Annotated in this window: 26 protein-coding genes; 10 read left to right on the top strand and 16 right to left on the bottom strand. The window is 72.4% G+C overall.

What is annotated here, in order from left to right:
• Nucleotides 1-51: 51 nt before the first annotated feature.
• On the bottom strand, nt 52-774 hold the full coding sequence (locus AC07DC_RS24235) for an AfsR/SARP family transcriptional regulator (RefSeq protein WP_478916554.1): 723 nt from the start codon (nt 772-774) through the stop codon (nt 52-54).
• Nucleotides 775-1,335: 561 nt separating this feature from the next.
• Between AC07DC_RS24235 and AC07DC_RS24230 the strand changes: the two genes are divergently transcribed.
• Complete coding sequence (locus tag AC07DC_RS24230; protein WP_478916553.1) at nt 1,336-4,185, top strand: helix-turn-helix transcriptional regulator; 2,850 nt, start codon at nt 1,336-1,338, stop codon at nt 4,183-4,185.
• A gap of 90 nt (nt 4,186-4,275) precedes the next feature.
• Here the strand turns inward: AC07DC_RS24230 and AC07DC_RS24225 are convergent, their stop codons facing one another.
• The gene (locus tag AC07DC_RS24225) at nt 4,276-5,313 is read right to left on the bottom strand and encodes an NAD-dependent epimerase/dehydratase family protein (protein ID WP_478916552.1); all 1,038 of its coding nucleotides are present in this window, start codon (nt 5,311-5,313) and stop codon (nt 4,276-4,278) included.
• Nucleotides 5,243-6,184, bottom strand: coding sequence for a ScbA/BarX family gamma-butyrolactone biosynthesis protein (locus tag AC07DC_RS24220; protein ID WP_478916551.1), 942 nt, complete (start codon nt 6,182-6,184; stop codon nt 5,243-5,245). The genes AC07DC_RS24225 and AC07DC_RS24220 overlap by 71 nt, the downstream gene beginning before the upstream one ends.
• A 206-nt stretch (nt 6,185-6,390) precedes the next feature.
• Here AC07DC_RS24220 and AC07DC_RS24215 point away from each other — a divergent pair, with 206 nt between their 5' ends.
• Nucleotides 6,391-7,095 (top strand): ScbR family autoregulator-binding transcription factor, encoded by a 705-nt coding sequence (locus tag AC07DC_RS24215; RefSeq protein WP_478916550.1) that lies wholly within the window; start codon nt 6,391-6,393, stop codon nt 7,093-7,095.
• Here the strand turns inward: AC07DC_RS24215 and AC07DC_RS24210 are convergent.
• On the bottom strand, nt 7,037-7,699 hold the full coding sequence (locus AC07DC_RS24210; RefSeq protein ID WP_478916549.1) for a ScbR family autoregulator-binding transcription factor: 663 nt from the start codon (nt 7,697-7,699) through the stop codon (nt 7,037-7,039). The genes AC07DC_RS24215 and AC07DC_RS24210 overlap by 59 nt on opposite strands.
• Before the next feature lie 191 nt (nt 7,700-7,890).
• Between AC07DC_RS24210 and AC07DC_RS24205 the strand changes: the two genes are divergently transcribed.
• Genes AC07DC_RS24205 through AC07DC_RS24195 form a run of 3 tightly spaced genes read left to right on the top strand, consistent with a single transcriptional unit; the run spans nt 7,891 to nt 10,185 of the window.
• Nucleotides 7,891-8,568, top strand: coding sequence for an AIM24 family protein (locus tag AC07DC_RS24205; RefSeq protein WP_478916548.1), 678 nt, complete (start codon nt 7,891-7,893; stop codon nt 8,566-8,568).
• 1 nt (nt 8,569) lies between these two features.
• Nucleotides 8,570-9,523, top strand: a complete 954-nt coding sequence (locus AC07DC_RS24200) for an ATP-binding cassette domain-containing protein (protein WP_478916547.1) — start codon at nt 8,570-8,572, stop codon at nt 9,521-9,523.
• Nucleotides 9,520-10,185, top strand: a complete 666-nt coding sequence (locus tag AC07DC_RS24195; RefSeq protein ID WP_478916546.1) for an ABC transporter — start codon at nt 9,520-9,522, stop codon at nt 10,183-10,185. Before AC07DC_RS24200 ends, AC07DC_RS24195 begins: the two co-directional genes overlap by 4 nt.
• Here AC07DC_RS24195 and AC07DC_RS24190 read toward each other — a convergent pair.
• From AC07DC_RS24190 to AC07DC_RS24165, 6 genes are all read right to left on the bottom strand, one after another.
• A complete protein-coding gene (locus tag AC07DC_RS24190) occupies nt 10,169-11,110 on the bottom strand; it encodes a lysophospholipid acyltransferase family protein (RefSeq protein ID WP_478916545.1) in 942 nt (313 codons plus the stop codon). The genes AC07DC_RS24195 and AC07DC_RS24190 overlap by 17 nt on opposite strands.
• 26 nt (nt 11,111-11,136) lie before the next feature.
• Nucleotides 11,137-11,952 carry a GNAT family N-acetyltransferase gene (locus AC07DC_RS24185; RefSeq protein ID WP_478916544.1) on the bottom strand — a complete coding sequence of 272 codons (816 nt, stop codon included), beginning with the start codon at nt 11,950-11,952 and terminating at the stop codon, nt 11,137-11,139.
• A 208-nt stretch (nt 11,953-12,160) separates the two neighbouring features.
• Nucleotides 12,161-12,571 (bottom strand): peptide-methionine (R)-S-oxide reductase MsrB, encoded by a 411-nt coding sequence (gene msrB, locus AC07DC_RS24180; RefSeq protein ID WP_478916543.1) that lies wholly within the window; start codon nt 12,569-12,571, stop codon nt 12,161-12,163.
• An 11-nt stretch (nt 12,572-12,582) separates the two neighbouring features.
• Entirely contained in the window at nt 12,583-14,010 is a 1,428-nt protein-coding gene (murC, locus tag AC07DC_RS24175; protein WP_478916542.1) for a UDP-N-acetylmuramate--L-alanine ligase, read from the bottom strand.
• A gap of 105 nt (nt 14,011-14,115) precedes the next feature.
• Nucleotides 14,116-14,751 carry a response regulator gene (locus tag AC07DC_RS24170; protein WP_478916775.1) on the bottom strand — a complete coding sequence of 212 codons (636 nt, stop codon included), beginning with the start codon at nt 14,749-14,751 and terminating at the stop codon, nt 14,116-14,118.
• A complete protein-coding gene (locus AC07DC_RS24165) occupies nt 14,748-16,130 on the bottom strand; it encodes a sensor histidine kinase (protein WP_478916541.1) in 1,383 nt (460 codons plus the stop codon). Before AC07DC_RS24165 ends, AC07DC_RS24170 begins: the two co-directional genes overlap by 4 nt.
• Nucleotides 16,131-16,296: 166 nt before the next feature.
• Here AC07DC_RS24165 and AC07DC_RS24160 point away from each other — a divergent pair, with 166 nt between their 5' ends.
• Together AC07DC_RS24160 and AC07DC_RS24155 are read left to right on the top strand one after the other, a co-directional pair.
• Nucleotides 16,297-17,367, top strand: a complete 1,071-nt coding sequence (locus tag AC07DC_RS24160; RefSeq protein WP_478916540.1) for an FtsX-like permease family protein — start codon at nt 16,297-16,299, stop codon at nt 17,365-17,367.
• Nucleotides 17,364-18,062 carry an ABC transporter ATP-binding protein gene (locus AC07DC_RS24155; protein ID WP_478916539.1) on the top strand — a complete coding sequence of 233 codons (699 nt, stop codon included), beginning with the start codon at nt 17,364-17,366 and terminating at the stop codon, nt 18,060-18,062. The genes AC07DC_RS24160 and AC07DC_RS24155 overlap by 4 nt, the downstream gene beginning before the upstream one ends.
• A 67-nt stretch (nt 18,063-18,129) precedes the next feature.
• On the opposite strand, the gene AC07DC_RS24150 is transcribed toward AC07DC_RS24155, so the two are convergent.
• Both AC07DC_RS24150 and AC07DC_RS24145 read right to left on the bottom strand, forming a co-directional pair.
• Nucleotides 18,130-18,597 carry an indole-3-glycerol phosphate synthase gene (locus tag AC07DC_RS24150; RefSeq protein WP_478916538.1) on the bottom strand — a complete coding sequence of 156 codons (468 nt, stop codon included), beginning with the start codon at nt 18,595-18,597 and terminating at the stop codon, nt 18,130-18,132.
• Between the two features lie 127 nt (nt 18,598-18,724).
• Entirely contained in the window at nt 18,725-19,489 is a 765-nt protein-coding gene (locus tag AC07DC_RS24145; protein ID WP_478916537.1) for a pyrimidine reductase family protein, read from the bottom strand.
• 233 nt (nt 19,490-19,722) lie between these two features.
• On the opposite strand from AC07DC_RS24145, the gene zapE reads away from it, so the two are divergent.
• Nucleotides 19,723-20,841: a cell division protein ZapE gene (gene zapE / locus AC07DC_RS24140; protein WP_478916536.1), complete on the top strand. Its 1,119-nt coding sequence runs from the start codon at nt 19,723-19,725 to the stop codon at nt 20,839-20,841.
• 19 nt (nt 20,842-20,860) lie between these two features.
• Complete coding sequence (locus AC07DC_RS24135) at nt 20,861-21,754, top strand: PPK2 family polyphosphate kinase (RefSeq protein WP_478916535.1); 894 nt, start codon at nt 20,861-20,863, stop codon at nt 21,752-21,754.
• A gap of 49 nt (nt 21,755-21,803) precedes the next feature.
• On the opposite strand, the gene AC07DC_RS24130 is transcribed toward AC07DC_RS24135, so the two are convergent.
• The 3 genes from AC07DC_RS24130 to AC07DC_RS24120 form a co-directional block, all read right to left on the bottom strand.
• Complete coding sequence (locus AC07DC_RS24130; protein ID WP_478916534.1) at nt 21,804-21,992, bottom strand: hypothetical protein; 189 nt, start codon at nt 21,990-21,992, stop codon at nt 21,804-21,806.
• Complete coding sequence (treZ, locus tag AC07DC_RS24125) at nt 21,989-23,749, bottom strand: malto-oligosyltrehalose trehalohydrolase (protein ID WP_478916533.1); 1,761 nt, start codon at nt 23,747-23,749, stop codon at nt 21,989-21,991. Before treZ ends, AC07DC_RS24130 begins: the two co-directional genes overlap by 4 nt.
• Before the next feature lie 146 nt (nt 23,750-23,895).
• Nucleotides 23,896-24,804, bottom strand: coding sequence for a GNAT family N-acetyltransferase (locus tag AC07DC_RS24120; protein WP_478916532.1), 909 nt, complete (start codon nt 24,802-24,804; stop codon nt 23,896-23,898).
• Nucleotides 24,805-24,981: 177 nt separating this feature from the next.
• Here AC07DC_RS24120 and AC07DC_RS24115 point away from each other — a divergent pair, with 177 nt between their 5' ends.
• Nucleotides 24,982-25,491: an N-acetyltransferase family protein gene (locus AC07DC_RS24115; RefSeq protein ID WP_478916531.1), complete on the top strand. Its 510-nt coding sequence runs from the start codon at nt 24,982-24,984 to the stop codon at nt 25,489-25,491.
• Here AC07DC_RS24115 and AC07DC_RS24110 read toward each other — a convergent pair.
• Entirely contained in the window at nt 25,434-26,582 is a 1,149-nt protein-coding gene (locus AC07DC_RS24110) for a low temperature requirement protein A (RefSeq protein WP_478916530.1), read from the bottom strand. The two genes, AC07DC_RS24115 and AC07DC_RS24110, sit on opposite strands and share 58 nt — an antisense overlap.
• Between the last annotated feature and the right edge of the window lie 38 nt (nt 26,583-26,620).

Here is a 26,620-nt window from a genome sequence, read left to right as displayed (position 1 = left end):
CGCCCGGTCGCCGCGCGAACGGTCCCCGCGTGCTCGCAAAAGTGCGGGGGTTCACGGACGACCGTAGCGGCGCGGCGGCCGCACCCGGCGTCCCACGTGGGTCACCGTCCGCGTTCCGGTGCAGCGTCCGGTCGGCGCCGGGATCGTCCGGGTCCAGTGGGGTTCCGGCCGGGTGGCGGGCGCCAGGGCCAGGTCCTGGTTGAGGATCGAGCGTTCCAGCTGCTGCAGCTCCCGGCCGGGGTCGAGCCCGAACCGGTTGAGCAGCGCCGCCCGGGTGCGCTGGTACGCGGCCAGCGCGTCGTACTGCCGGCTGCACTGGTAGAGCGCCAGCATCAGCAGCCCGCACAGCCGCTCCCGCGTCGGCTCCGCCGCCGCCATGGCCTCCAGCTCCCCCAGCAGTTCATGGTGCCTGCCGAGGTCCAGCTCGATCCGTACGCAATCCTCGAACACGGCCAGCCGGGCATTCTGCACCACGTCGAGCTCGGGCCAGGCGATACCGGTCTCCGCCAGGTCCGCGAGGACCGGCCCCCGCCACATGGCGAGCGCCGCGCGCAGCGTGCGGACGGCGGACTCGCCGTCCCCGGCCGCCAGTTCGGCCCTGCCCTGCTGCTCCAGCCTGCGGAAGCGCGTCAGGTCGAGGCACTCCTCATCGATCCGCAGCCGGTAGCCCGGGGCGCAGGTGTCCAGGGACGCCGTGCCACCGGGTCCCGCGTACTCGACGATGAGCTTGCGCAGCCCGGAAATCGCGTTCTGAATCATCTTCCGCGATGTCACCGGTACGTCGTATCCCCACAGCGCACTCACCAGCTTGCTGGTGGGAACGACCGTATTCGCGTGCAGGAGAAGGAATCCAAGAGCACTTCGCTGATTGACGCCGCCCAAGGGGATTTCGGCGTCCCTCTCGAATGCTTCCAGCGGTCCTAGCACATTGAATCGCACACTTACTCACTCCAGTCCGCGACGGCCTGATGGTGCGTGGTCGGCCGGTGGCCGGCACCCGCCGACCATCTCGTCCCCCTACAGTAAACAAACCGATCGACCCGTTTGTCAATCCAACAGCGTGACTGTCTGGGGAAGTTGCCCTCGATCGCCGTGAGCAACTTCTTGACCTGCATAGATGTATGCTCCGTGAGCGTGAGCGAGACGGTTCTGTGGGCTCTCCCAAGATCCCCCGACCGCCCGGAAGGCGCCGTGAAGCCCTCCGCGACCCGTCCGGCGAGGCGATGGGCGGACGGTTCCCGCGCAGTGGGCGCACGGACACCTCCACCCCCTGAGGGGTTGCTAGCGTCCCGAGTTGCCGCCAAATGCGGAGCGCGCCGGGACGATTCACCGGCTGTGTTGCTGGAATCAAAACCTGCATACAACGGGAGGTGGCCAGTGGAGCTGGTCGAGCGTGCAGAACACAACGAGCACCTAAATCAACTACTCGCGGAATGCGCATTGCGCAAAGGGCATGTAGTCCTTTTGGACGGACCGTCGGCGAGCGGGCGAACGGAACTTCTGCGCCAGGTCGCGGAACGCGCGGCGCTCGGCGGCGGACCGGTGCTGCACGCGTCGTGCTCCCGCGCCGAACGAGCCCTCCCTTACAGCGTGCTGGGCCAGCTCTTCCGCAGCGCGACGGTGCCGGACAGCGTGGCCGCCGAGGCCGACCGGCTGCTGCGCGGCGCCACTGCCGGGACGGCCGCCGAGGGGACCGATCCGGAACACATCGGGCCGGAGACGGCCCAGCTGCTCCATGAACTCGTCCGCCTGCTGCTGCAACTTGTCGACAATGCGCCCTTGTTCATAGGAATCGACGACATCCAGCACGCGGACCCCCGCTCCCTGGACTGCCTTCTCTACCTCGCCCGCCGCCTGGGTTCGGCCCGCGTCCTCGTCGTTCTGACGGGCAACCCGGAACTGCCGCCCTCCCATCCGACCTTCCGCGCCGAGCTCCTCGACCAGCCGCACGCCCGCAGGATTCCGCTGGCGCCGCTGTCCGAAGCAGGAACGGTTCAGCTGTTGTCCGGACACTTCGACGCGTCGACGGCGGAGCGGCTCGCGCCGGAGTTCCACGGGTGCAGCGGTGGAAACCTGCCCCTTCTGCACGCGCTGATCGAGGACCACACCGTCTCCGGCGGCGTCCGCAAGGAGGGCTACGGCCAGGCCGTGCTGCGGCAGTTGCGCCGGGGCGACTCGGTGCTGCTGCGGACCGCGCGGGCGCTGGCGGTGCTCGGCGAGGCGGCCTCGCCGGACCGCATCGGCCGGCTGGCCGGCGTCGAGCCGCAACAGGCCGACCACGCGGTACGTCTGATGACCGCCGCGGGACTGCTGAGCGGCGGCACCTTCCGGAGCGAGATCGCCCGGATTGGCATCGTGGACGACCTGCCCCCGCAGGAGCGGTCGGAACTGCACGGCAGGGCCGCTGAGATCCTCTACGAGCAGGGCGGCCCCGCGACCCAGGTCGCCCGGCTCCTGGTCGAGGCCGGCCGGGCCCCGCAGCCGTGGGCCATGGGCCTGCTGCGGGAGGCGGCCGAGCAGAACCTGCTCGCCGGCCGGACGGAGCAGGCCGTCGCGGCGCTGGAGAGCGCCCACCGGCACAGCGTCCAGGAGAGCCCGGAGCGCGCGGCGATCGAGGCCAGGCTCGTACGGGTGCGCTGGCGCAGCGACCCCGCGGCGGCCGACCGCCACCTCGAGTCGCTGACCGCCGCAGCCCACTCCGGCGCGCTGGACGGGCGCGACAGCGTCGCCCTGGTCCGCCAACTGCTCTGGAACGGACGGCCCGAGGCCGCCGACGACCTGCTGGAGAAGCTCCGCACCACCACCATGGAGCCGCACAGCGAAGCGGCGGCCGAACTCCACGACACCGAACTGTGGCTGGCCTGGACCCACCCGACGCTCGCGCGCCGGCGGCAGCCGCAGCCCGGGGCGCCCCGCCCGGCCGAGTCCGCGCCCGCCCCGCAGCAGGACCCGTGGTGCCGTCCGACGGCGCTGCTGGCCGGCGCGCTGATGACCGGCCGCAGCCACGAGGTGGCCGGGCACGCCGAGCAGATCCTGCGCGACGGGCACGCGGTGCACGGCGACGCCTGGGCCGAGGAGCCCATGCTGCTCGCCCTGTCGGTACTGACCTCCGCGGGCCGTTCCGACTCCGCCGCTGCCTGGTGCGACCGGCTGCTGACCGAGCCGTACACCCCGTACTCGCCGACGCGGCTGGCGCTGCTCTCGGCGGTCCGGGCGGACGCGGCGGTCCGGCTCGGCCAGCTGTCCACGGCGGTCGACCACGCACAGCTGGCCCTCGACCATCTGACGCCAACCGCCTGGGGCGTGGCGATCGGCCTGCCGCTGAGCAGCCTGGTGCTGGCCAGCACCAGGCTGGGCCACCACGACGAGGCCGCCGGGTATCTCGCCCGGTCGGTGCCCAAGGCGATGTTCCAGAGCCGGTACGGGCTGTACTACCTGCTGGCCCGCGGCCACCACCACCTCGCGACCGAGCACTACCACGCCGCCCTCGCCGACTTCCGCTCCTGCGGTGAGCTGATGCGCCGCTGGGGCATCGACGTTCCGGGCATCGGTCCCTGGCGCACCAGCGCCGCCGAGGCATGGCTGAAGCTGGGCAACCGCGAGCAGGCCAGGCGGCTCGCCTACGACCAGTTGGGCCGTCCCGGCACCACCGGGTCCGAGGCGCGCGGCACCGCGCTGCGGCTGCTGGCCGCGACGAGCCCCGCCGAGCGGCGCCCGCAGATGCTGACCGAGGCCCTCGACCTGTTCGAGGAGTGCGGCGACCAGTACGAGCAGACCCGCGCGCTGGCCGATCTCAGTGACGCGTACTACCAGGTCGGCGACAGCCGGCGGGCGCGGATGCACTCGCGCAGGGCGCGCCATCTGGCGGGCATGTGCGGCGCGACCTCGCTCAGTCAGTCGCTGCTGTCGCTGCCCGACGAGCCCGACGACAGCCCGTCGGTCGCGGAGTCCGCGGCCGAGTCGGCGTCGCTGACCGGATCGGAGCGCCGGGTCGCCGCGCTGGCGGTGCGGGGCTACACCAACCGTGAGATCGCCGCGAAGCTCTTCATCACCCCGAGCACCGTGGAGCAGCACCTCACCCGAATCTTCCGGAAGCTGGACGTGAAGTGCCGCAGGGATCTGCCGGTCGAACTGGGAGTGGGCGGCACCGAGGTACTGGCGTCGTCGAGCGGCGGCGCGGCCTAGCGGGAGCACGACCGGGGACGGCGAACGGCGCCGGGAGCAGGCCATTGTCGGCATGGCCTGCCCCCGGCGCCGGTGTTCGGTCGTGGTCGGTCAGGTGCGGTTGAGCCCGGCGAGATGCCGCCGGTACCACCGTGCGCCGGCCGCGACCCCGGCGGCGAAGCCGAGGCCGGGCGCGAGCCCGAGGTGTTTCCAGATCCGGCCGCTCTCGTACCAGTGGTCCTGGGTGAGCAGCGCGTGCTGGTGCGCGGAGAGTTCCGGAAGCACCCGCGCGGTCAGCTCGCGGTGTGCCGCGTACGGAAGGTCGGTCTCCGGCGGGCGCACCTCCAGATTCCTCGACAACTCCGCGACCAGGGCACGGAGCACCGCCGGCCGGGGATGGTTGAGGTGATAGACGGAGTCGAGGCCCTGGCCCCAGGTGCGGCCCGCCAGGGCGGAGACCACCCGGGCCAGGTCCTGCACCGCGATCAGTGACGTCCGGGCCGTCCCGCCGTCGGGCCAGACCGGGACCTTGCGCAGCAGCCTGCACAAGGTCGGTACGAACCACCGGTCGCCCGGCCCGTACACCAGGTTGGGCCGCAGGACGATGCCCCCTCCGCTGAGCACCGTCTGTTCGGCCCGCCTGCGTGAGGCGCTGGCGGCCGAGGCCGGGGCGGGCGTCAACTGCGCTTCCGTGGAACCCCGGTGGGGTCCCGGTCCGTAGACGGAGGCGGTACTGACGTAGACGACCCGGTTCGTTCCGGCCCTGTAGGCCTCCTCGAGCAGGGCTCGAGTGCCGTGGTCGTTAATTGCTGTACACAGGACGGGATCCTTTCCCACGTAAGAAGCGAGGTGAAGCACCGTATCCGCGCCGTCACAGCTGCCCCGGAGCGTTGCCCGGTCGCTCAGATCGCCGGCGGTGCGCCGGATTCCCGCGGCTTCCATCCAGCCGGGAAGCGGGCGACGTGACAGCACGCGTATGTCGGTCCCGGAGGTTCCTGATCCCTGCGGTGCCAGTAACTCGCGCAGCACCGCGCTGCCGATGAAACCGGTTCCCCCGGCGATCAGAAGCGTCCCGCCCTCAGTCGGCAAGGACGGTGACACCGCAGGTCGCGGCGGTGACGCCACCCTGGTCGAAGCGGACGAAGACATTGTTCAACCCGGGCAGGCCGGGGGATTCGACGGTCGCCGTCACCAGGCAGGCGCTGTCGAACTCGACATAGTGGGTGAACGTCGCGTCGCAGGCGAGGGCGAGGCCGTCGGGCCGCTGGAGGGCGGCGAGTGCCGCCTGGCGGGCTGCCTCCATCACGGCCATTCCGGGGACATGGTCCACGGGGTGGTCGAAGAGCACGGGGTGGTCGGGGTCGGCGCGCAGCGTCCACACCCGGTCGACGCCCGTGTCGCCCAGCACCACATCGTGCTCCCAGCGGCGGCCGACGATCTCCGGGGCCACCGGTTCCGGAAGGACCCGCAGTGGCACGGCGTCCGACTTGTCGCCGCGCAGCCTGCGGTACGTGGCGTCGGAGACGCAGCTCAGCGCCATGCGGGTGGAGCCGATGACCCGGCCGTCCCGGATGCACTGGGCCTCGACGGAGAAGGCGCTGACCATCTTCCCGCGGCGCTTGATGTTCAGGCACTGGACATCAAGGAGGACATCCGCCGGCCGGTCGGTGAGGACCGCCCCGTCCACGTCGAGGTCGTAGGACGTGCTGTGCGAGAGGAAGTGGTACCCGAGCGGTAGGGCGAACGCGTCGTGGGCTATGAGAAGGACTATCTGGCGGATCGTTTCCGCGAGCAGCACGGGATCGTGCCAGCGCCGGCGGACCGGGCCGTAATAGCTGTGACTGCGGGGCCACTGGGCCCCGATCCTGAACCTGTCCTGGCCGGTCTCCTGGATGCCCGTGAGGAGCACCTCCGAGACGGCGGACCGATGGACGAACGTACGAGGCACTGTTCTCAGAAAGAGGTCGGGCTCCCCGATATTGGCGGAAGAAAGTTCCCGACGGTCGGCTGTAACGGCCATGCGCATCTGGACTCCTGTACGTGTGTTGAACAGGGCAAATGTTGAGCATGTGCTCGGCGCTCGGTTGGTGTGGCGAGCAAAACAATACCAGCTAGTTGGTTTTTTGACGGGAGTGTGGGCAGAATTGATGGCGGTAGGGCTCGCGGTTACGGGCAGGCATGATGGAAGATCAGATCGCGTGCCGCCCTCGATCCATGGAGGTTGTGATGGCCAGACAGGAACGCGCAGAGGTCACCCGGGAGGCGATCCTTGACGGCGCGGCCAGGGCCTTCGACGTCGCGGGCTTCCGGGGGACGAGCCTGAGCGACATCGTCAAGGAGGCGGGGGTCACGAAGGGGGCGCTCTACTTCCACTTCGCGTCGAAGGAGGCCCTCCGAGAGGCCATCATCGCCGAGCAGTTCGCCGTGTGGAGTCCGTTTCAGAACGTCGAGCGCCCCGGCATCCAGACGGTGATCGACCTGCTCCACAGCATGGCGAAGAGCCTGCAGGAGAACGAGCGGGTGCGCGCCGGTATCCGACTGGTGGTCGAGCAGAGCACGCTGAGCGGCGCCAACCCGACGCCGTACATCACGTGGATCGACCTCTTCCGCAACTGCCTCGCGCAGGCGCAGGGCAGGGGGGACGTCAAACCCGAGGTCGATGTGGACGCGGTGGCGAAGTTCATCGTCGGGTGTTGGACGGGGCTCCAGCTCACCTCGGAAGTGCTCACCGGACGGCAGGACCTGACCCGGCGGACCTCGGACATGTGGATCCTGCTGCTGCCGGCCCTCGTGCCACCGCGGCGGATGCAGCGCTTCCTGCCGGACGGCAGCCCGGAGGTCTTCGCACCGGCTCCGCCCGCCGTGTCCGCCGCTACCGGACGGGCGCCGGCAGGCACGTCACGCCGCATTCCACAGGCGGCGACGTCCTGAACCGACCCACCTGATCAACCGGCGCGATGGCCGGCAGCAGGATGTCCCACAACTCGGTCAGGCGCCGCGACGCGTCGTCCGGCGGTACGCCCAGCCAGGACAGTGTCTCCACGCACGACACCACGGCACTGGCCAGTACCTCGGTCGACGTCTGCACCAGGCCCGGGCGCAGTTCCCGGTGATGGGCCGCCGTACGCAGCAGTTGCCGGATCTCCTCGCGCCAGGCGCGGTAGAAGTCCAGCGGTGACGGCTGCTCCTGCCGGGGCCGCTCCCGCGCGATGCGGATACTCGCGCGGACCGAGGGCTCCGCGGCCAGCATGCGGGTGAGCCCGTGCGTGGAGTCGATGAGCGCCTGCAGCGGTGACCTGCCGTACTGGCCCAGTTCCTCCATGAGGTCGTCGAAGAGGTCCCGGCTGTGCCGCTGCACGGCTTCGGCGAGCTGCTCCTTCGAGGAGAAGTGGAAGTAGAACGCCCCCTTGGAGACCCCGGCCGCCTTCGTGATGGCGTCCAGGCTCGTTCTGGAGTAGCCGGCGCTGTCGAACTGCTCCGCCGCGGCCAGCACGATCCGCCGCAGCGTGTACTCCGCCCGTTCCTGCTTGGCCACTTGCTACCTCCACGGGCCGTCGTCATCGCGCGTCCACGCCGAGTCGGCCAACTGATTCCAAAATAAAACCGGGCGATTGGTATGTCAAGTCAACTATGCGCCACCCGGGACGCGTGCCGGGCCGTGCGCCCGTGCAGGCCATGGAGCCGAAGGCCTTGGCGTAGCCGGGTCGACGGGTGAGGATGGTGATCATGCACAGCGACCTTTTCGCGTCCGAGAACACGGCGCAGCCGGCCACCGAGCCCGGCATGACCCTGCAGAACGCCAAGTCGATCAAGTACGCGGTGATGGGCGAGTGTTACGCCCGCCAGGGCGCGATGGTGGCGTTCCGCGGCGACCTCCAGTTCGAGGCCAAGAGCCAGGGCGTCGGCAAGTTCCTCAAGCGCGCCTTCACCGGCGAGGGCGTGCCGCTGATGTCGGTACGCGGCACGGGTGAGGTGTGGTTCGCGCAGGAAGCGGCGAACTGCTTCATCATCAGCCTCGACCAGGGCGACGCCATCACGATCAACGGCCGCAACGTGCTGTGCTTCGACACGACGCTCGAATACGAGATCAAGGTCGTCAAGGGCGCGGGGATGACCGGCGGCGGGCTCTTCAACAGCGTCTTCACCGGCCACGGCCGACTCGGCGTGATCTGTGAGGGCAACCCCATCATCATCCCTGTGAGCCCGCAGTCCCCGGTCTACGTCGACACCGACGCGGTCGTCGGCTGGAGCGCCCAGCTGCAGACCTCCCTGCACCGTTCGCAGAGCTTCGGCTCGATGCTGCGCGGCGGCTCCGGCGAAGCGGTGCAACTCATGCTGCAGGGCGAAGGGTTCGTCATCGTCCGGCCGAGCGAGTCCAGGCCGCACCAGCCGGCCGCCCACTGACATGAGGCTGGAGGGCGTCGGCCGGCGCTACGGCCTCGGCGGGCACTGGGTGCTGCGGGACGTGGACCTCGACGTGCCACCGCGCTCGCTGCTGCGCGTCGAGGGCTCCAACGGCAGCGGGAAGTCGACGCTGCTGCGGATCGTCGCGGGCGTCGACCGGCCGTCCGTGGGGCGGATCACCGGACGCCCGGCAACCGCGTACGTGCCCGAACGCTTCCCGCCCGCGCTGCCGTTCGACGCCCACGGCTACCTCGTCCACCTCGGCGCCATCCATGGCCTGCGCCGCGCGACGGCCGCCGGGCGCGCGGGGGAATGGCTGGAGCGGTTCGGGGTGACGGGGCACGCCCGCACGCCGATGGACCAGTTGTCCAAGGGCACCGCGCAGAAGATCGCGGTCATTCAGGCCCTGCTCCCCGAGCCGCGGCTGCTGGTCCTGGACGAGGCGTGGACGGGCCTGGACACGGCCGCCCGCACCGTCCTCGACGACGCGGTACGCGAGCGGGTCGCCGCGGGCGGCGCCGTCGTCTTCGTCGACCACGACCCGCGGCGGCTCGCGGGCGAGCCGACCGGGGTCCACCGCTTCGCGGACGGCCGGCTCACGGCCGTGACGGTGCCGGATGCGGTGGCGGACGCACTTCCGGACGCGGCGCACGACGGAGCGGACGTCCCACGGGTGGTCGTCGAAGCGTCGGGCTCAGGCGAACCACCGGCCCTGCCCGGCGCACCCGGTTACGGGCCCGCCGTACCGGGCCGTCTCCGGCTCACGGTCCCCGCCCATGAGTCCGACGCGGTCCTGCGCGCCCTGCTCACCGCCGACCCGCCCTGGCACATCCGGGCCGTCCGGCCGGAGCCGGGCCCAGGTGCCTCAGGCCCGGGGGTTTCGGGCCCAGGTGCCTCGGAGGCCGGTTCCGGCTCCGGAGCGAGTTCCGCCGACACCCGGGGAGACACCGGATGACCGCCCTGATCCGCTACCAGGCCGCGCTGCTGCTCCGCTCCCAGCGCTGGCTGCCACCCGTGCTGCTCTACGGCGTGATCATGGCCATCGGGGTGTCGTCCGGGCAGCCGTTGCTCGACTCACTGGCCTTCGCCGCCGCCGGGATGCTCCCCGTCGCCGCCTGGCTGGTGCGGGTGTGCGTCACCAACGAGCCGCCCGCCGCGCGGGCCTGCGCCGCCGCGGCGGCGGGACCGGGCCGGGTGCATCTGTCGAGCGTGCTGACGGCGCTGATCGGCGCCGTCGCCCTCGGCGCGGCCGGGGTGGTCGTGGTGGCGGTGATCAGCGACGCGCACACCGCCGATCACCGGCACGCGGTCCCGCTCGGCCCGGCGATCGCGGCCGGGCTGCTGGCCGCGCTCGTCTCCGCGCTGCTCGGTGTCGCGGTCGGCGCGCTCACCAACCCGCCGGTGCTGCGCCGCGCAGGCTGGGCGATCCCGGTCTCCGGGCTGGCCGCCCTGCTGGTGCTGGTCGTCGGCGGCTCGCCCGCCAACGCCGCCGTGTCGGGCCTGGTCAGCGGCTCGCAGACCGGCGCGGTTGCGCTGCCGCTGCTGCCCCTGTGCCTGGCGGCCGTGGTGGCGGCAGCGGCGACCGCGGTCGCGTGCGCCCTCAGCTCGCGGCGCTGACGGCCCGGCCCTTCGGGCGCCGTACGGGCGCGGTCGCCGGGCGGTCGTGCCGGTCCTGCGGGTCGTTCTCCGGCTCGGCGACGGCCCATTGGGCCGCCCGGGCCAGCGAGCCGCGGTCGGGGTGGGCGCCGGGCGGGATCGGGGGCAGGACGGTGACCTCGGCGACGAGGCCGCGGGCGGCGGTCACCCGGAGCAGCGAGGCCACCAGCGTGTCCTCGCCGACGAACGCGGCCGCCGTGGCCGGACCCGCGCCCTGGAGGCGGTACCGGATCAGTACCGGCTGGACCGCGACCCCCGCGTCCAGCGCCGCCTGGAACACGGCGGGACGGAAGCGGCCCTGCTGTCGCCCGCACCAGGTGCTGCCCTCCGGGAACGCCACGACCGCGGCGCCCCCGCGCAGCACCGAGGCGATCCGGGCGACGGTGCCGGGCAGGGCGCGCAGCCGGTCGCGTTCGATGAACAGAGTGCCGCCGCGGGACACCAGGGCGCCCAGCACCGGCCAGGACGCGACCTCGCTCTTGGCGAGCATCCGGGCCGGGCGGACGGCGGCGACCAGGGGGATGTCCAGCCACGAGATGTGGTTGGCCACCACCAGCACACCGGCCGCCGGGACGCGCTCCGCCGCACCGGACGCCCGGATCCGTACCCGCACCCCGAAGGCGGCGGGCACGGTTCGGGCCCAGGCCCGGACGAGCCGGTCCCGCAGTGCCGGACGGCAGCAGCGCACCAGCGGCGCCAGGGCGAGCCCGACGGCCACCACCACGATCCCCGCCGCGCAGCGGGCCGCCTGGCGCGGCCGTCCGACGGCCGCGGAGGTCCCGGTCAGGCAGTCCCCAGGTGTGCAGGGCGCGCTCGGCAGCCAGTACGGGGCGCTCAGCGGCAGCGTCGGAGCAGGGGGTGCCGCTACGACGGCCGGCGTCACCATCGCGGGTGACGATCGCGTCAGCAGTCTCATTGGGTGGGGGCCAGCGACAGGAAGTGCCGCAGGTAGCGCGGGTCGGTCCGGCGCAGCGACAGCAGGACGTACAGGTCCGCGACGCCGAAGTCCGGGTCGTGCGCGGGCTCTCCGCAGACCCAGGCGCCCAGCCGCAGATAGCCGCGCAGCAGCGGCGGCAGGGCGTTGCGGCCGCCGGGACGCGGACGTTCGACGCCCGTCGGATCCCAGGCGCGCAGCGGCCGCACCCGGTACTCCTCGGGCGACAGATGACGGGCCTTGACGGTGTCCCACACCCCGGCGGCGGACGTCCCGCCGTCGGCGAGCGGCACCGAGCAGCAGCCGGCCAGCCAGTTGTGGCCGGTCCGCACCAGATAGCGGGCGATACCCGCCCACATCAGGCTGATCACCGCTCCGTCACGGTGGTCGGGGTGGACGCAGGACCGGCCGACCTCGACCAGGTCGCCGCGGATCGCCGCGTGCCGGGAGAGGTCGAACTCGCTCTCCGCGTACAGCCGTCCGGCCGCGGCCGCCCGCTCCGGCGGCAGCAGCCGGTAGGTGCCGACGACCGTGCCGGTGCTGTCCTCGCGGACGATCAGGTGGTCGCAGTGGGCGTCGAAGGAGTCGATGTCCCAGCCGGGTTCCGGGGAGTCGAGCAGCGCTCCCATCTCACCCGCGAACACCTGGTGGCGCAGGCGCTGCGCGGCCCGGACGTCGGCCGCGTCCCGGGCCAGCGACACGGAGTAGCGCGGGCTCGTGATCGTTGCCGAGCTGGTTGTGGAGGGGGCGGCCGCTTCGGGTTCAGCGGTGGCGAGGGAGTCCAGAGCAGTCATGCCTCTTTCATCGCCTCGCCGGCTGGATTTGACGTGACCATTGCAGGGCGCCGTGATGTGAGCTGGCTGAAATGCCTCCTCACCCAGGGCCGAACGGCACAGCTCATCGTGCAGCAGGTCGGCGAGCCGCCGGCTCAGCACCGGGGCACCCGGGTTACCCGGAGAGGAACTCGGGGGTGCCCCAGGGGAGCGTCATTGCAGGTGCAGGTCAGTCGGTGTCGGCAGGCTGGAGTCGGAGCGAGATCGAGTTGATGCAGTAGCGCTGATCGGTGGGCGTGCCGTAGCCCTCGCCCTCGAAGACATGGCCGAGGTGGGATCCGCACTTCGCGCAGCGGACCTCGGTGCGGACCGCGCCCATGCTGCGGTCCTCGATCAGCTCGACGGCGGCCGAGTCGGCCGGGTCGTAGAAGGAGGGCCAGCCGCAGTGCGACTCGAACTTCGTGTCCGAGCGGAACAGCTCGGCGTTGCAGGCACGGCAGGAGTAGACACCGGTGGTCTTGGTGTCGGTGTACTCGCCGACGAAGGGTCGCTCGGTGCCGGCCTCGCGCAGGACCGCGTACTCCTGGGGGGACAGCTCCTCGCGCCACTGCTCGTCGGACTTCTCGACTTCGTACGGCATGCCGTTGCTCCTCAGTTCTGGCTCTCCAGGCGGGACAGGATGAGGGGACCGAGGTCGGTCACGTCGCCCGCGCCCATAGTGAGAACAAGGTCGCCGGGCTTGGCCATTCCGGCGATCACGTCCGGGATCGCGTTCTTGTCGTGCTCGGCCGTCACGTCGGCCCCCGCGGCGGTGGCCGCGTCGATGATCAGGGCGCTGGTGATGCCGGGGATCGGGTCCTCGCGGGCCGGGTAGATGTCCAGCACCACGGAGGCGTCGGCCAGCGCCAGCGCCTGGCCCATCTCCACGCCCAGCTCGCGGGTGCGGCTGAACAGGTGCGGCTGGAAGACCACCAGCACCCGGGACCCTCCCCCAACCTCCGGCCGGGAGGGGCCCCCAACCGCGCCCTTGATGGCCTCCAGGTCGGCGGTCATCTCGGTGGGGTGGTGGGCGTACGAGTCGATCACCTGGACGCCGGCGACCTCGCCCTTGAGCTGCAGGCGGCGCCGGACGCCGGTGTACTTGGCGAGCGCCGAGGCGAGATTGCGGGCGGGCGTGCCCAGCGCGATACCGGCGGCGAGCGCGGCCACCGCGTTGTGCGCGTAGTGGCGGCCGGGCACGGACACGGTGAAGGTGAGCATCCGGCCGTCGAGCAGGACGGTGACCTCGCTCGTCAGACCCCGCTGGTTGATCTTGGTGATGCGCAGGTCGGCGCCCTCGGACTCCCCGACGGTGACGATGTTCAGCCCGCCGATGTCGCGGACCCGCGAGGTCAGCTCGACGGCGCCCGCCTGGTCCGCCGAGACGACGAGCGTGCCGCCGGGACGGATCCGGCCGACGAACGTCTCGAAGGAGTCGTAGATCTCGTCCATCGACGCGTAGTTGGCGTGGTGGTCCAGCTCCACGTTGAGGATGATCGCGACCTCGGGGGCGTACTTGTGGAAGCTGCGGTCGCTTTCGTCCGCCTCCGCCACGAAGATCTCGCCGCCGCCGTGGTGGGCGTTGGAGCCGGGCGCGTCCAGGTCGCCGCCGATGGCGTACGAGGGGTCGAGGCCGAGCGCGGTGAGGCTGACCGCGAGCATCGAGGTGGTGGTGGTCTTGCCGTGCGTGCCGGCCACCGCGATCGGGCGCGTGCCGTCCATCAGCGCGGCGAGCGCGTCGGACCGGTGCACGACCGGGACACCGCGCTCGGCGGCGGCCACCAGCTCCGGGTTCTCCGCGCGGATTGCGCTGGAGACGACCACGCAGGTGGCGTCGGCGGCCAGATGCCGGGCGTCATGGCCGATGCGCACCGCGACCCCCAGGGCACGCAGCGCCTCGGCCGTCTTGGAGTCCTTCGCGTCGCTGCCCGCGACCTTGGCGCCGCGCTGCGCGAGGATCTTGGCGATCCCCGACATTCCGGCTCCGCCGATGCCGATGAAGTGCGGTCGGTCCATCGTGGAGGGAATGGTGGGGCTCATACGTGGATCTCCCGGGACGTCTCGAACGGCTTGCCTGCAGCCCCGATTCTCGCACTTCCCCCCGCACGCCCGGCGCAGCGCGGTCGGTGCCGGATCCGGGTCCGGTCAGGAGGCCCGGATCAGACCGCTGCTGAGGCCCGCCGCGATGGCGCCGGTGCGGCTGTCGACGTCGAGCTTGTCGTAGATGTGCACGAGGTGGGTCTTGACGGTGGCCTCGCTGATGAAGAGCCGGCGGGAGATCTGCTTGTTGGCCAGCCCCTCGGCGAGCAGCTGCAGGATCTCGGCCTCGCGGGGCGACAACGTCGGCCGCCCCGACCGGACCCGCCCCAGCAGCCGGGCGGCGACCGGCGGGGCCAGCACGGTCTCGCCGCGGGCGGCGCAGCGGACGGCGCCGGCGACGTCCTCCGGAGGCGCGTCCTTGAGCAGATATCCGGTGGCGCCGGCCTCGACGGCCGCCAGGATGTCGGCGTCGGTGCTGTAGGTGGTGAGGATGAGGACGGCCGGCGGGTCCGGCAGCGCGGTGATCCGCCGGGTGGCCTCCACGCCGTGCATGCCGTCGCCCATCTGCAGATCCATGAGGACCACGTCAGGACGCGGTACGGTCCCGCCGGCCAGCAGCCGCAGCGCCTCGGCGCCGTCGGCGGCCTCGCCCACGGCCTCCAGCTCCGGCAGGTCGTCGACCATGGCGCGCAGGCCGCGCCGTACGACGGGGTGGTCGTCGACGATCAGGATCCGGATCACCACGGCACCGGGACCAGCACCGGCTGTGCGTCCGGCTCCGGCACCACCGCGGCAACCGCGGGCTCCGGCACCACCGCGGCAACCGCGGGCTCCGGCACCACCGCGGCAGCCGCGGGCACCGGCAGTGCCGCGGCGACCGCCGTGCCCTCGCCCGGCGCGGACTCGACGGTCAGGGTGCCGCCGAGGTCGGCGATGCGCTCGCGCATGCCGTGCAGGCCGAACGTGACGCGCTCGCCGGCGGGCGGCGACTGCGGGGCGCCGGGGTCCTGCGGGGTGAAGCCGACCCCGTCGTCGTAGACGTCCAGCGTCACCTGGCCGTCGAGGAAGACCAGCGTCACGGCGGCGTTGCGGGCCCGTGCGTGCCGGGCGACGTTGGCCAGCGCCTCCTGGGTGAGCCGCAGCAGGGCGACCTCCGCCTCGATGGGCAGCGGGTACGGGTCGCCGTCCAGCCGGAAGACGATCTTCGGGGCGGGGTGCGCGTCGACCAGCCGGGCCTGCGGGCCCGAACCGAAGGCGGCCGTGATGCGGCGCAGCGCCTCCGGCAGGGCGGCGTCCTGGAGGGCCGGCGGGGTGAGGTCCTGCACGAAGCGGCGGGCCTCGGCGAGATTCTCCGACGCCGTGCGCCCGGCCTCCTGGATCCGTTCGCTCGCCGTGCCGGCGCCCGCCCCGCCGGGCAGCAGCGCGCTGTCCGCGGCGCGGGCCAGCAGCACGATGCTGGAGAGCCCCTGGGCGAGGGTGTCGTGGATCTCCCGGGCGAGCCGCTGCCGCTCGGCGAGCCGGCCCGCCTCGCGCTGCGAGGCCGCCAGCTCGTCCCGCGTCCGCACCAGGTCGTCGATGAGCCGCTGGCGCTGCCGGCTCTCGCGATAGAGCGCCGCGTACCCGAACGCGGTGAGCACCGCGACGGCCGCGCCCGCGGACGGCCCGATGACCTTCGCCGCGGTGAGGCCGCCCGGCCCCTGCGACTGCGCGACGACGATCAGGGCGGTCGCGGCGCCGACGGCCGGCAGCGACCAGCGCGGCGGCAGAACGTGCAGATGGATGAAGAACAGCGGGAAGACGACATAGCTGAAGTCCCGGTCGGCGAGCAGCAGCCCGATCCACAGGGCGGTGACGGCCGTCAGCCAGCCCAGCACCCAGGCCCGCGACGGCTCCCGGCGCTCGCGCAGCACCCCCGCGCCGTAGACCAGCCCGAGCAGCAGGCCCGGCACCAGCAGCGCCACCGGCCTGCTGCCGAACGCCACGGGGCCGAGCGCCACGGCGAGCAGCACGAAGAACGTGCCGTGCAGGGCGGCGCGCATCAGGCGCAGTGCGGGGGTGTCCTCGGCCGTGCGACGGCCCGGGGGCCGTTCCGAGGACAGGGATATGCCGGAGTTGCTCACATCCACCGAGGGTACGGGGCACCGGACGCCCCCGGCGGGGCCGTGGCATCAACCTTTCGATGGATTCCGGTACCGGTCCTCTCCCTGATGGCAGCGGCGGCCCGGCCGGACAGCCTTGAGGGAGTACCGGAGAACCCGGGCCGCAGAACCCAGGAGGGTCCAGAAGGTGTTCGTCGCACTGCGTGACATCAGATTCGCCAAGGGGCGGTTCGCCCTCATGGGCGCGGTTGTCACGCTCATCACCACGCTCGTGGTGTTCCTGTACGGGCTGACGGACGGGCTCGGACGCGACGCCTCGTCGGCCGTCGACGGGCTGCCCGCCAACGACATCGTGTTCGGCGCTCCGGCCGGGGCCGCCGCCGAGGTGTCGTTCAGCGGCAGCACGATCAGCGACGCCCAGGCCGCGGCCTGGGCCGGCACCGCCGGGGTGACGTCCGCGGAGCCGTTGGGTGTCGCGATGACCCGGGCCGCCGGCGCCGCCGCCGCGGGCTCGGTGAGCCTCTTCGGCGGCTCCGCGACCCTGCTGCCGCCGCTGCTCTCCGGCAGCGCCCCGCGCGACGGCCAGGTCGCGGTGAGTCAGTCGGTCGCGGACACCTACGGCGTGGCCCCTGGCGGGACGCTCGGGCTCGGCACCGAGAAGGTGACGGTGTCGGGGATCACCGCCACCCGCTCGCACGGGCACGCCGCGACCGTCTGGACCACGCTCGCCACCTGGCAGCGGATCAGCGGGCAGCGGCAGCCCACCGTGCTGGCAGTGCGCCAGTCCGCGGCGGACCTCGCGGCGGTCGACGCGGCGCGGGGCACCAGGGCCGTCGCCCGCGGCGACGCGCTCGTGGGCATCGACGGCTACCAGGCCGAGCACCTCAGCCTGCAGATGATCCAGGTGTTCCTGTTCGCGGTGAGCGCCCTGGTGACCGGCGCGTTCTTCACCGTCTGGACGGTGCAGCGCAAGCCCGACGTCGCGGTGCTCAAGGCCATCGGCGCGAGCAGCGGCTATCTGGTGCGCGACGCGCTCGCGCAGGCGCTGGCCGTGCTCGGCGGCGGAGCGCTGCTCGGTGGCGCGATCGGGGCGGGGGGAGGCGCGGTCGCCGCGTCGGCGGTGCCCTTCGCGGTCGGCCCGGCCACCGTCGGGGTGCCCGTTGCCGTCATGGTGCTGCTCGGCCTGGCCGGCTCGGCCCTCGCGATCGCCCGCATCACCTCCGTCGACCCGCTGACCGCGCTGGGAGCCAACCGATGACCGCCCTCACGCTCGACTCCGTCCGGCTCACCTATCCGGACGGGGATCGCCGCCTCACCGCGCTCGACGCCGTCTGTCTGGAGGTCGCGGCGGGCGAACTGCTCGCGGTGGCCGGGCCGTCGGGCTCCGGCAAGTCCAGCCTTCTCGCGGTGGCCGCGACCTTGCTGCGGCCCGACTCGGGACGGGTCGTCGTGGCCGGCCGGGACACCGGCCGGCTGAGCGGCGGGGAGCGCACCACGTTGCGCCGCGAGCACATCGGCATCGTCTTCCAGCAGTCCAACCTGCTCGGCTCGCTGACCGCGCTGGAGCAGCTGCTCGTCGTCGAGCACCTGCGCGGCGGCCCGGTGCGCGCGGCCTGGGAACGGGCCGGGGCGCTGCTCGACTCGGTCGGCCTCGACGCGTCCAAGCGCGCCCGGCGGCCGCACCAGCTCTCCGGCGGCGAGCGCCAGCGGGTCAACATCGCCCGCGCGCTCTTCGGCCGCCCGGCGGTCCTGCTGGTCGACGAACCGACCTCCGCCCTCGACCACGAGCGCGGCGCGCAGATCGTGGACCTGCTGGCCCGGGTGACCCGCGAGCACGGCACGGCGACGGTCATGGTCACCCACGACCGCACCCTGATGAACCGCGCCGACCGCCTCCACGAAATGACCGACGGCCGCCTCGACGCGGCGCCGACGCCAACGGGCCGGCCCTGATCGGCCGCATCTGAACACAGCGCGCCCCCGGCCGGAACGGCCGGGGGCGCGCTGTGTTCAGCAGTTTCTAATCATGCTGAGCGAAGAGCTTCAGTACCGGAACGCCCACCTTGTGCCGCGCCCGCGACGTCCAGTCGCGGTGGAAGAACTCCTCCACGAAGTGCGGAGCCGTGAGCACGATCACCTCGTCGGCGTGCGTCTGCTCCACCACCGACTTCAGCAGGTCCAGCGGGTGGTCCTCGACCACCTCACCGATCGCCTCCGCGCCGGTGGCGCGCAGCGAGGCGAGCGAGTGGCTCAGGGCCCGCTCGGCCGGAAGGGTGGCCTCCTGTCCCTCGGGTACCTCTCGCTCCTTGGCGGCGTCGTCCAGATAGCCGAGGGCGACATCGTCCACGGCCCGCAGAAGCCGGTCCTGGTCGCCGCGCGGCTGCATGAGTACGACGAAGGAGACGGGCTCGTCGCCGTGGAGTGTGGTCACGAGCTCCACATCGGCGGGGGCGAGCGGCTTCTCGATCATGAGTACGGTCGTGAACACGGACGCGTCCTTCTTTCTCGTGGGCCACCGGGCCGGCACAGAAACCATCCTGCCCCGACTCCGTACGGGGCACGCGGGGTAAGTGTTCCCGCACGACAGCAAACGGAACGACATATTCCGCAGATTGTCAGCCGCGGGTGTAACGGGTGAACAGGAAACCGTCCTCTTCGAGGATCGACGTCGGGGAGAAACGTTCCGGCACGGCGATTCCGGGACCGTTCATGATCCGCGGGGCATCTCCCGCGGTCAGGAGTGGGGCGATGGTCAGACATAGTTCGTCGACTACCCCGGCAGCGGTGAACTGTGCCAACACCCGCGGACCGCCCTCGTGCAGCAGCCGCGTGAGCCCCAGCTCCGCCAGCTCGCGGACGGCCCGCACCGGATCGGCGCCGGCCCCGTCGCCCGCCGTGACGACGTGCGCGCCGGCCTTCGTGGCGGCCGCCACCCGGTCCGACGGCGCTGCGGCGCCGGTCAGGATCAACGTCGGGATCAGCGGCGCGGTGAACAGCGGCAGCGAGAAGTCCAGGTCCAGGCTCGCGCTGATCACGGCGATCACCGCTGCGGGCGGCTGGCCCGCGGCCGCCCGCCGCTCCGCGAACGCCTCACGCGCCTTCGCCGGCCGGTAGCCCTCCTGCCGAACGGTCTCCGCGCCGACGACCACCACATCGGCCAGCGCCCGCAACGTTCCGAACACCCGCAGGTCGGCCGAGGACGACAACCCCTGCGACTTCCCCTCATGCCAGGCGGCCCCGTCCAGGGACGCCACCATGTTCGCCCGCAGCCACGGGCCCGCGGCCCGGTCCGGATACGCGTACGCATCCGCGAGCGCGTCGAGGGAGTCGAGGGAGCCGAGGGTCTCATCGGCCCGGGGCACGGGATAAAGACGGCGCATGTCCCGCAGTCTGGCACGCCGCCGGCCGGATCAGCCCGCCCGGCACCCGGGGCGAAACCCCAGCCCGCCAAGCGTTCGGGAGCAGACCGCGGCCCGAATCCGGTCCGACCGACACGTGAGGGTGACAGCTCGGCCCGGCCGGCGATCGGCGTCAGGACGAGCCAGGCCGCCCGTGGCCAGGAGTGGGGTCCGCCACACTCCCGTGGAGCTGTGTGCCGGAGGGACTAGGCTGAATGGTTGTGTCAACCCCTGTCTCCGCCCTCGCCCAGACCGCCGGTTCCCACGTCGCCGGAGGCCCGGCGACCTTGTGCGGACGGACCCCTCACGTTCCCGCGGACCGGCTGGTCGCTGAGATGGTGCCGCCGCCGCGCTTCGACACCGTCCGGTTCGACAACTACCTGCCGGACCCGGATCAGCCCAGCCAGACGGACGCGGTGAAGACGCTCAGCGGCTTCGCGGCGACACTCGGCGGGGCGACCGCGGTCAACGGCGGCAAGAGGCGCTGGTTCCGGCGCGAAGCCGGGGCAGCCTCGTCCGGGCCCGGCGGGGTCTACCTCGACGGCGGCTACGGCGTCGGCAAGACCCACCTGCTCGCCTCGCTCTGGCACGCGGCCCCCGCACCGCGCGAGCTGAAGGCGTTCGGCACGTTCGTGGAGCTCACGAACCTCGTCGGGGCGCTCGGCTTCCAGCAGGCCGTACACGCACTGAGCGGCCACCGGCTGGTCTGCATCGACGAGTTCGAGCTCGACGACCCGGGCGACACCGTGCTGGTGTCCTCCCTGCTCGGCAAGCTCGCGGACGCGGGCGTGAAGCTCGCCGCCACGTCGAACACGCTGCCGGGCAAGCTCGGCGAGGGCCGCTTCGCCGCCTCCGACTTCATGCGCGAGATCCAGGGGCTGTCCTCCCGCTTCCTCCCGCTGCGCATCGACGGCCAGGACTACCGGCACCGCGGGCTGCCCGAGGCCCCGTCGCCCTTCACCGACCGGCAGGTCACCGAGGCCGCGGACCGTACGCCGGGAGCCTCGCTCGACGACTTCGGCCCGCTCCTGGACCACCTGGCGCGGGTCCACCCCAGCCGCTACGGCGCGCTGTGCGACGGCGTCGACGCCGTCTTCCTGCGGGGCATACAACCGGTGGGCGACCAGGCCACGGCGCTGCGGCTGGTGGTGCTCGCCGACCGGCTGTACGACCGCGAGGTGCCCGTGATGGCCTCCGGCACACCGTTCGACCAGATCTTCAGCGAGGAGATGCTGGCCGGCGGCTACCGCAAGAAGTACTTCCGCGCGATATCCCGGCTCACCGCGCTCGCCCGTGACGCCAAGCGACTGGCGGGCACTGGCGCCACTGCCTGATCCGTCGCACGATCAAGGCATGGCGAAGGACGGGAAGAACAGCAAGGGCGGGAAGAGCGGAAGCGCCTCGGCCGTCGACATCCGCTCCCTGCTGCGCATCGGGCCGGGCAACGGCCCGGTCAGGCTCAAGGGCCACGACTCCGCCGGCACCCCCGGCGGCCCGCCGAACAAGAAGCGGGCGCTGGCCGAGACCGCCGAGATGGGCCTGCGGCTGGCCGACCTCCAGGAGCGGCTCTTCGCGCAGAGCACGGCGGGCGACCCGCGCGCCCTGCTGCTGGTGCTGCAGGGCATGGACACCTCCGGCAAGGGTGGCACCGTCAAGCACGTCGTCGGACAGTTCAACCCGTCGGGGCTGCGGATGCGCGCCTTCAAGGCGCCGACCGACGAGGAGAAGGAACACCCCTTCCTCTGGCGGATCCGCAAGGCGCTGCCGGAGCCCGGCGAGGTCGGCATCTTCGACCGTTCGCACTACGAGGACGTGCTGATCGCCCGGGTCCGCAACCTCGTGCCGCGCGCCACCTGGTCCAAGCGGTACAGCGTCATCAACCGCTTCGAGCAGTCGCTCGCCGACGACGGCGTCGCCATCGTCAAGGTCTTCCTGCACATCGGCTACGAGGAGCAGCGCGACCGGCTGCTCGCCCGGCTCGACAACCCGGAGAAGCACTGGAAGTTCAACATCGGCGACATCGAGGAGCGGGCGCTGTGGCCCGCCTACCAGGAGGCCTACGAGTTCGCCCTGGAGAAGTGCTCGACCGACGCCGCCCCCTGGTACCTGGTCCCCGCCGACCGCAAGTGGTACCGCAACTGGGCGATCAGCAAGCTGCTGCTGGAACACCTGGAGCTGATGGACCCGGCCTATCCGGCGGGCACCTTCGACGTCGAGGAGTGCCGGGCGCGGCTACTGAAGACGTGACGGAGCCGCCGGGCAGGGCGGACACGCCGGTCACGCCTCGGACCCTGCCCTAGCCCGAGCAGGCGGTCCGCTGCGCCTCCTGCCACTCGCAGACCGGGCACATCGTCATCCCGGGCAGCGAGGCCGGGTACTCCGTCGGCCTGCCGCACAGCACGCAGTCGGCGCGCGGCCCGTCCGCCGTGGCGGAAGGGGCGGGGGTCGGTTCGGGTTCGCCGGGATCGGCGTAGCACTCGGTCACCCGTCCACCGTACTGCGCAGGACCACGGCCGAGCGGGCGGGCAGGTGGAGCACGCCGTCCGGGCCCGGCGGCTCGCAGGGGAGCCACGCCGCGGCGACCGAGGTGCTCTGCGGCTGCGCGACGAACGGGCCGGTGAGCGGGACGGCCGACGGGTCGCCGGAGAAGTTCACCGCGGTGAGGAAGCGCCCGCGGCGGATGGTGAGCACCGCCCCGCTGATGCCGATGTCGGGCGGTGGCATCAGGAGCCCGGCGCCGGACAGCTCCGGCTCGGCCTGCCGCAGCGCGATCAGTTCGCGGTACCAGCCGAGCAGCCGGGCGTGCGGCTCGCGCTCGGGCTCCGACCAGTCGAGGCAGGAGCGCAGGCGGGTGGCGGGGTCCTGGGGGTCGGGGATGTCCTCGGCGGCCCAGCCGTGCCCGGCGAACTCGCGACGGCGGCCCCGCGTGATGGCCGCGGCGAGCTCCGGGTCGTCGTGGTCGGTGAAGAACTGCCAGGGCGTGCCCGCGCCCCACTCCTCGCCCATGAAGAGCATCGGGGTGAACGGCGAGGTGAGAACGACCGCGGCGGCCAGAGCGAGCTGCCCGGGGGTGAGCCGGTCGCCGGTGGCGCGGTTGCCGATCTGGTCATGGGTCTGGGAGTAGCCGAGGAAGCGGTGCGCAGGGGTCGTCGTACGGTCCACCGGCCGGCCGTGGCTGCGGCCGCGGAAGGACGAGTAGGTGCCGTCGTGGAAGAAGACGCGGGTCAGGGTCTTGGCGAGAGCGGCGAGCGGCTCACGCGCGAAGTCGGCGTAGTAGCCCTGGGATTCACCGGTCAGCGCGGTGTGCAGGCAGTGGTGGAGGTCGTCGTTCCACTGGGCGGCCAGACCGAGCCCGCCGGCCTCGCGGGGCGTGGTGGTGCGGGGGTCGTTGACGTCGGACTCGGCGATCAGGAACAGCGGACGGCCGAGCGACTCCGACAGCGCGTCCACCGCCGCCGACAGCTCCTCCAGGAAGTGCAGCGCGCGCGTGTCGACGAGCGCGTGGACGGCGTCCAGCCGCAGCCCGTCGAGGTGGTAGTCGCGCAGCCAGGCCAGCGCGCTGCCGATGAGATACGCGCGCACCTCGTCGGAGCCGGGGGCGTCGAGGTTGACGGCGTCGCCCCACGGGGTGTGGTGCCGGTCGGTGAAGTACGGTCCGAACGCCCGGAGATGGTTCCCGGAAGGGCCGAGGTGGTTGTGGACCACGTCCAGCACCACACCGAGGCCGTGCGCGTGAGCCGCGTCCACGAACCGCTTGAGCCCGTCGGGCCCGCCGTAGGGCTCGTGGACGGCCCACAGCGAGACGCCCTCGTAGCCCCAGCCGTGGACGCCGGGAAAAGGGCAGACGGGCATCAACTCCACATGGGTGACGCCCAGCGCGGCAAGCTGCGGCAGCCGGCCGATCGCGGCGTCGAAGGTGCCCTCGCGGGTGAACGTGCCGATGTGCAGCTCGTACAGCACCGCGCCCGGCAGCGGACGGCCGTCCCACGGCAGCGTCCAGTCGAAGGCGTCATGGTCCACGACGGCGCTCGCGCCGTCCGGGCCGTCCGGCTGGCGGCGCGAGCGCGGGTCGGGCAGCGGCCGGCCGCCGTCGAGCACGTACGCGTAGCGGCCGTCCCGGCCGGCCGGCGCCTCGGCGCGCCACCAGCCGCCGCGGGCCGGATCCGGCGCCAGGGCGTGGGTACCGTCCCCGGTCAGTACCTCGACGCGCGCCGCGTCCGGCGCCCACACCTCGAACAGCACTGGCGGCTTCTCCGATCGGTCCGTCGGGGACGTTCGTCGGCCTTCGCAGACCTTCGCACCCTAGTGTCCGGCGGGCGGATGAGCACCTGTGCCCATCCGCCCGACACGCCGCGGCCCGCCGCCGGGGCCGGGGCCCGGGAACGGGGTCAGACGAAGTTGATCCGCTCCTGCGAGACGGGGTAGCCCGCCTTCGCGAAGTTCGCCGCCATCGGGACATTGCCCTGGTCGGTGGCGGCCGAGATACGGTCCGCGCCCCGCTCCACGAGGTCCTGGGTGCACTCGACGAGCAGGTCGTGGGCGTAGCCGTGCCCGCGCTGCTCCGGCACGACGCCGATGAAGCCGACGACCCACCCCGCCGGGTTCCGCGCCGGGATCTGGATGCCCGCGAGCTCACCGTCGGGCGTGTAGGCCAGCCGCCACCAATCGCGCGGCGAGGGCAGCCAGTCGAGGAACTCCAGCGCGGACCGCGCGGCGGCCTCGTGGCCGTTCTTCTCTATCTCCTCGCGGTCGTGCGCGTCGAGGGTGCCCTCCTGGATGCGGAGCAGCACGTCCAGGATCACCGCGTCGTCGGACACCGGCCGGTACTCCAGCCGCCCGGTGCGCGCGGGCAGCGGGTCGCCGGAGGTCCAGGTGTAGCGGTACCGCTCGACGAGCTGCTTGAGGCCGGCCTCGGTGACGGCGTCGATCCGGGACCGGGCGGCGGCCAGCAGCTGCGGCTGCTCGCGCCAGCCGGGCGGCAGCAGCAGGTCGTACTCGCCGTACAGCGGTGCGGTCCTGAGCAGCCGCACGCCCGCCTCGGCCTCGCCGTCGGCGAAGTCGAACCAGTCGAGCGCTTTCGGCTGCTCGTCGTCCGGCCCGGCCCACCAGGCGGCGCGGGCCACGACGACACCGTCGCGCAGGGCGACCCAGGTCCATTCGGGCCGGTAGTCGCCGCCGTCGGCGACCATGCGGTACGGGTCGCCGAGGATGGCGCGGCCGACGAGGCCGGGATCGGCGAGGGAGTGGAAAAGAGGTGCTTCGCCCGCGACGAGCGGACGGATGACCAGATCAGACATGAAGATCCTTCGGGAGAGTGGTGCGCTCCCGGTCAGACGTGGGACGCCCGGATGGCGGGGCGGGAGCGCGGGCAGGTCGTGGTGGACATCGCTCTCGCCTCCTTCCGTGGTGATCTTCGGGCGTGCGGACACCGTAGCCTGGTCCCGGCGAGGCTGTCCAGGCACTATTTTGGCCGGATGATCCCGAGCCAGGCAGTACCCGTCGTCCGGCATGCGACCAGGTCCGACCTGCCGCGCGTCGCGGAACTCGCCATCGCCCATGCCGCCTACGAGGAGGCCGACCCGCCCGCCGCCGGCTTCGCCGAACGGCTCGCCGACGCGCTCTTCGACCGTCCCGAGCCCCGGCTGATCTGCCTGGTGGCGCAGCTGCGGGACGGCTCCCTGGCCGGCTACGCGACCTGTACCCCCGAGTTCGCCACCTGGTCCGGCCACGAGTACCTGCACATGGACTGCCTGTTCCTCGACGGCGAGCACCGCGGTCTGGGCCTCGGCCGGCTGCTCATCGACGCGGTCGCGGCCGAGGCGGCGGCGCTCGGCCTGGAGGAGGTGCAGTGGAACACCCCGGTCTGGAACGAGGGCGCCATCCGGTTCTACGACCGCCTCGGCGCGACCTCCCGCGAGAAGCGCCGCTACGCCTGGACCGTGCCGGCTGACGCGGGGGCGCTTCGCGCGCTCAGCTCCTCGTAGCCGAAGCAGAGCCCCAGCACCAGGACGGCGCCGGCGACCTGGGTGAGCGCCGTGAGGTGGGTGCCGAGCGGGACGGTGGCGGCGAGCAGGGCCGCGGCGCAGAGCCGGGGGTGCAGCGGCCCGAGGCGGATGGCGCTGCGGATGGCGGTGTTGGCGGTGAGGAAGAGCGCGATGCCGCCCGCGAGCGCCCAGGCCTGGGCGCCGCCGAGGTGGTCCCCGGCGTGGCCGACGGCGGACTTGACGCCCGCGGCGAAGAGCAGCACGCCGAGCAGCAGACCGTAGTGGCCGAGGTTGTAGATCCGCACGGCCGCGAAGTTCCGCTCCCGGGCGGGCAGTTCCTCCAGGGCGCGCTCGCCCCGCTCGTCGTCGCCGTGGCCGAAGTACGCCCACCACAGGCCGAGGCAGACGCAGAGCATCAGGACGGCGGCGCTGACGCGTCCGGCGGTGAGCTGCGCGTCGCCCGCCCCGACGCCGATCGCGATCACGGACTCGCCGAACGCCACGATCATGACGAGGCCGTGCCGCTCGACGAAGTGGCCGCAGCGGATGGTGAACTCGGCCAGTCCCGCCAGCCGGGGCGTGATGAGCTGCAGGGCGAGGGAGATCGCCCACAGGGCGAGCTGCGCGCCGCCCTCCAGGTAGCCGCCGATGACCACGAGGGTGGCGTTGAGCCCGTTCATGGCGCCCATGCGGGCGACCGAGCTCAGTTCCACCCCCGAGGCGGCGAAGGTGCCGGTGTGCACGGCTATGACGAAGAGGTAGGCGAGGCCGAAGACGATGCCGCTGCCGTCGAAGGCGTGCGGGATCGCCAGCGAGATGATCAGGAAGCCGGCCATGCCGGCGAGCATCAGCCCGCGCCGGCTGTGGGTGGTGGGCGGCATCGCGTTGGTGAGCCAGATGAACGCGTCGTACATCCACCAGATCACCGCGAGCATGATCACGACGCGCAACAGCCCGCCCCCGTCGAGATGGTGGGCGAGGCTGGCGGTGAGCTGGGTGATGGTGAAGACGAAGACGAGGTCGAAGAAGAGCTCCAGCGGGCTGACCCGCAGGGCCTCCTCGTAGGTGGAGTCGGTGAAGTCGGTGGTCACGCCGGTGAGTATGAATTACCGCTGGTGCGTTCGAACAC

The sequence above is a fragment of the Streptomyces sp. NPDC045021 genome (assembly GCF_056432645.1).
The sequence above is the reverse complement of the archived record's forward strand: the minus strand, read 5'-3'. Positions and strand labels throughout refer to the sequence as shown.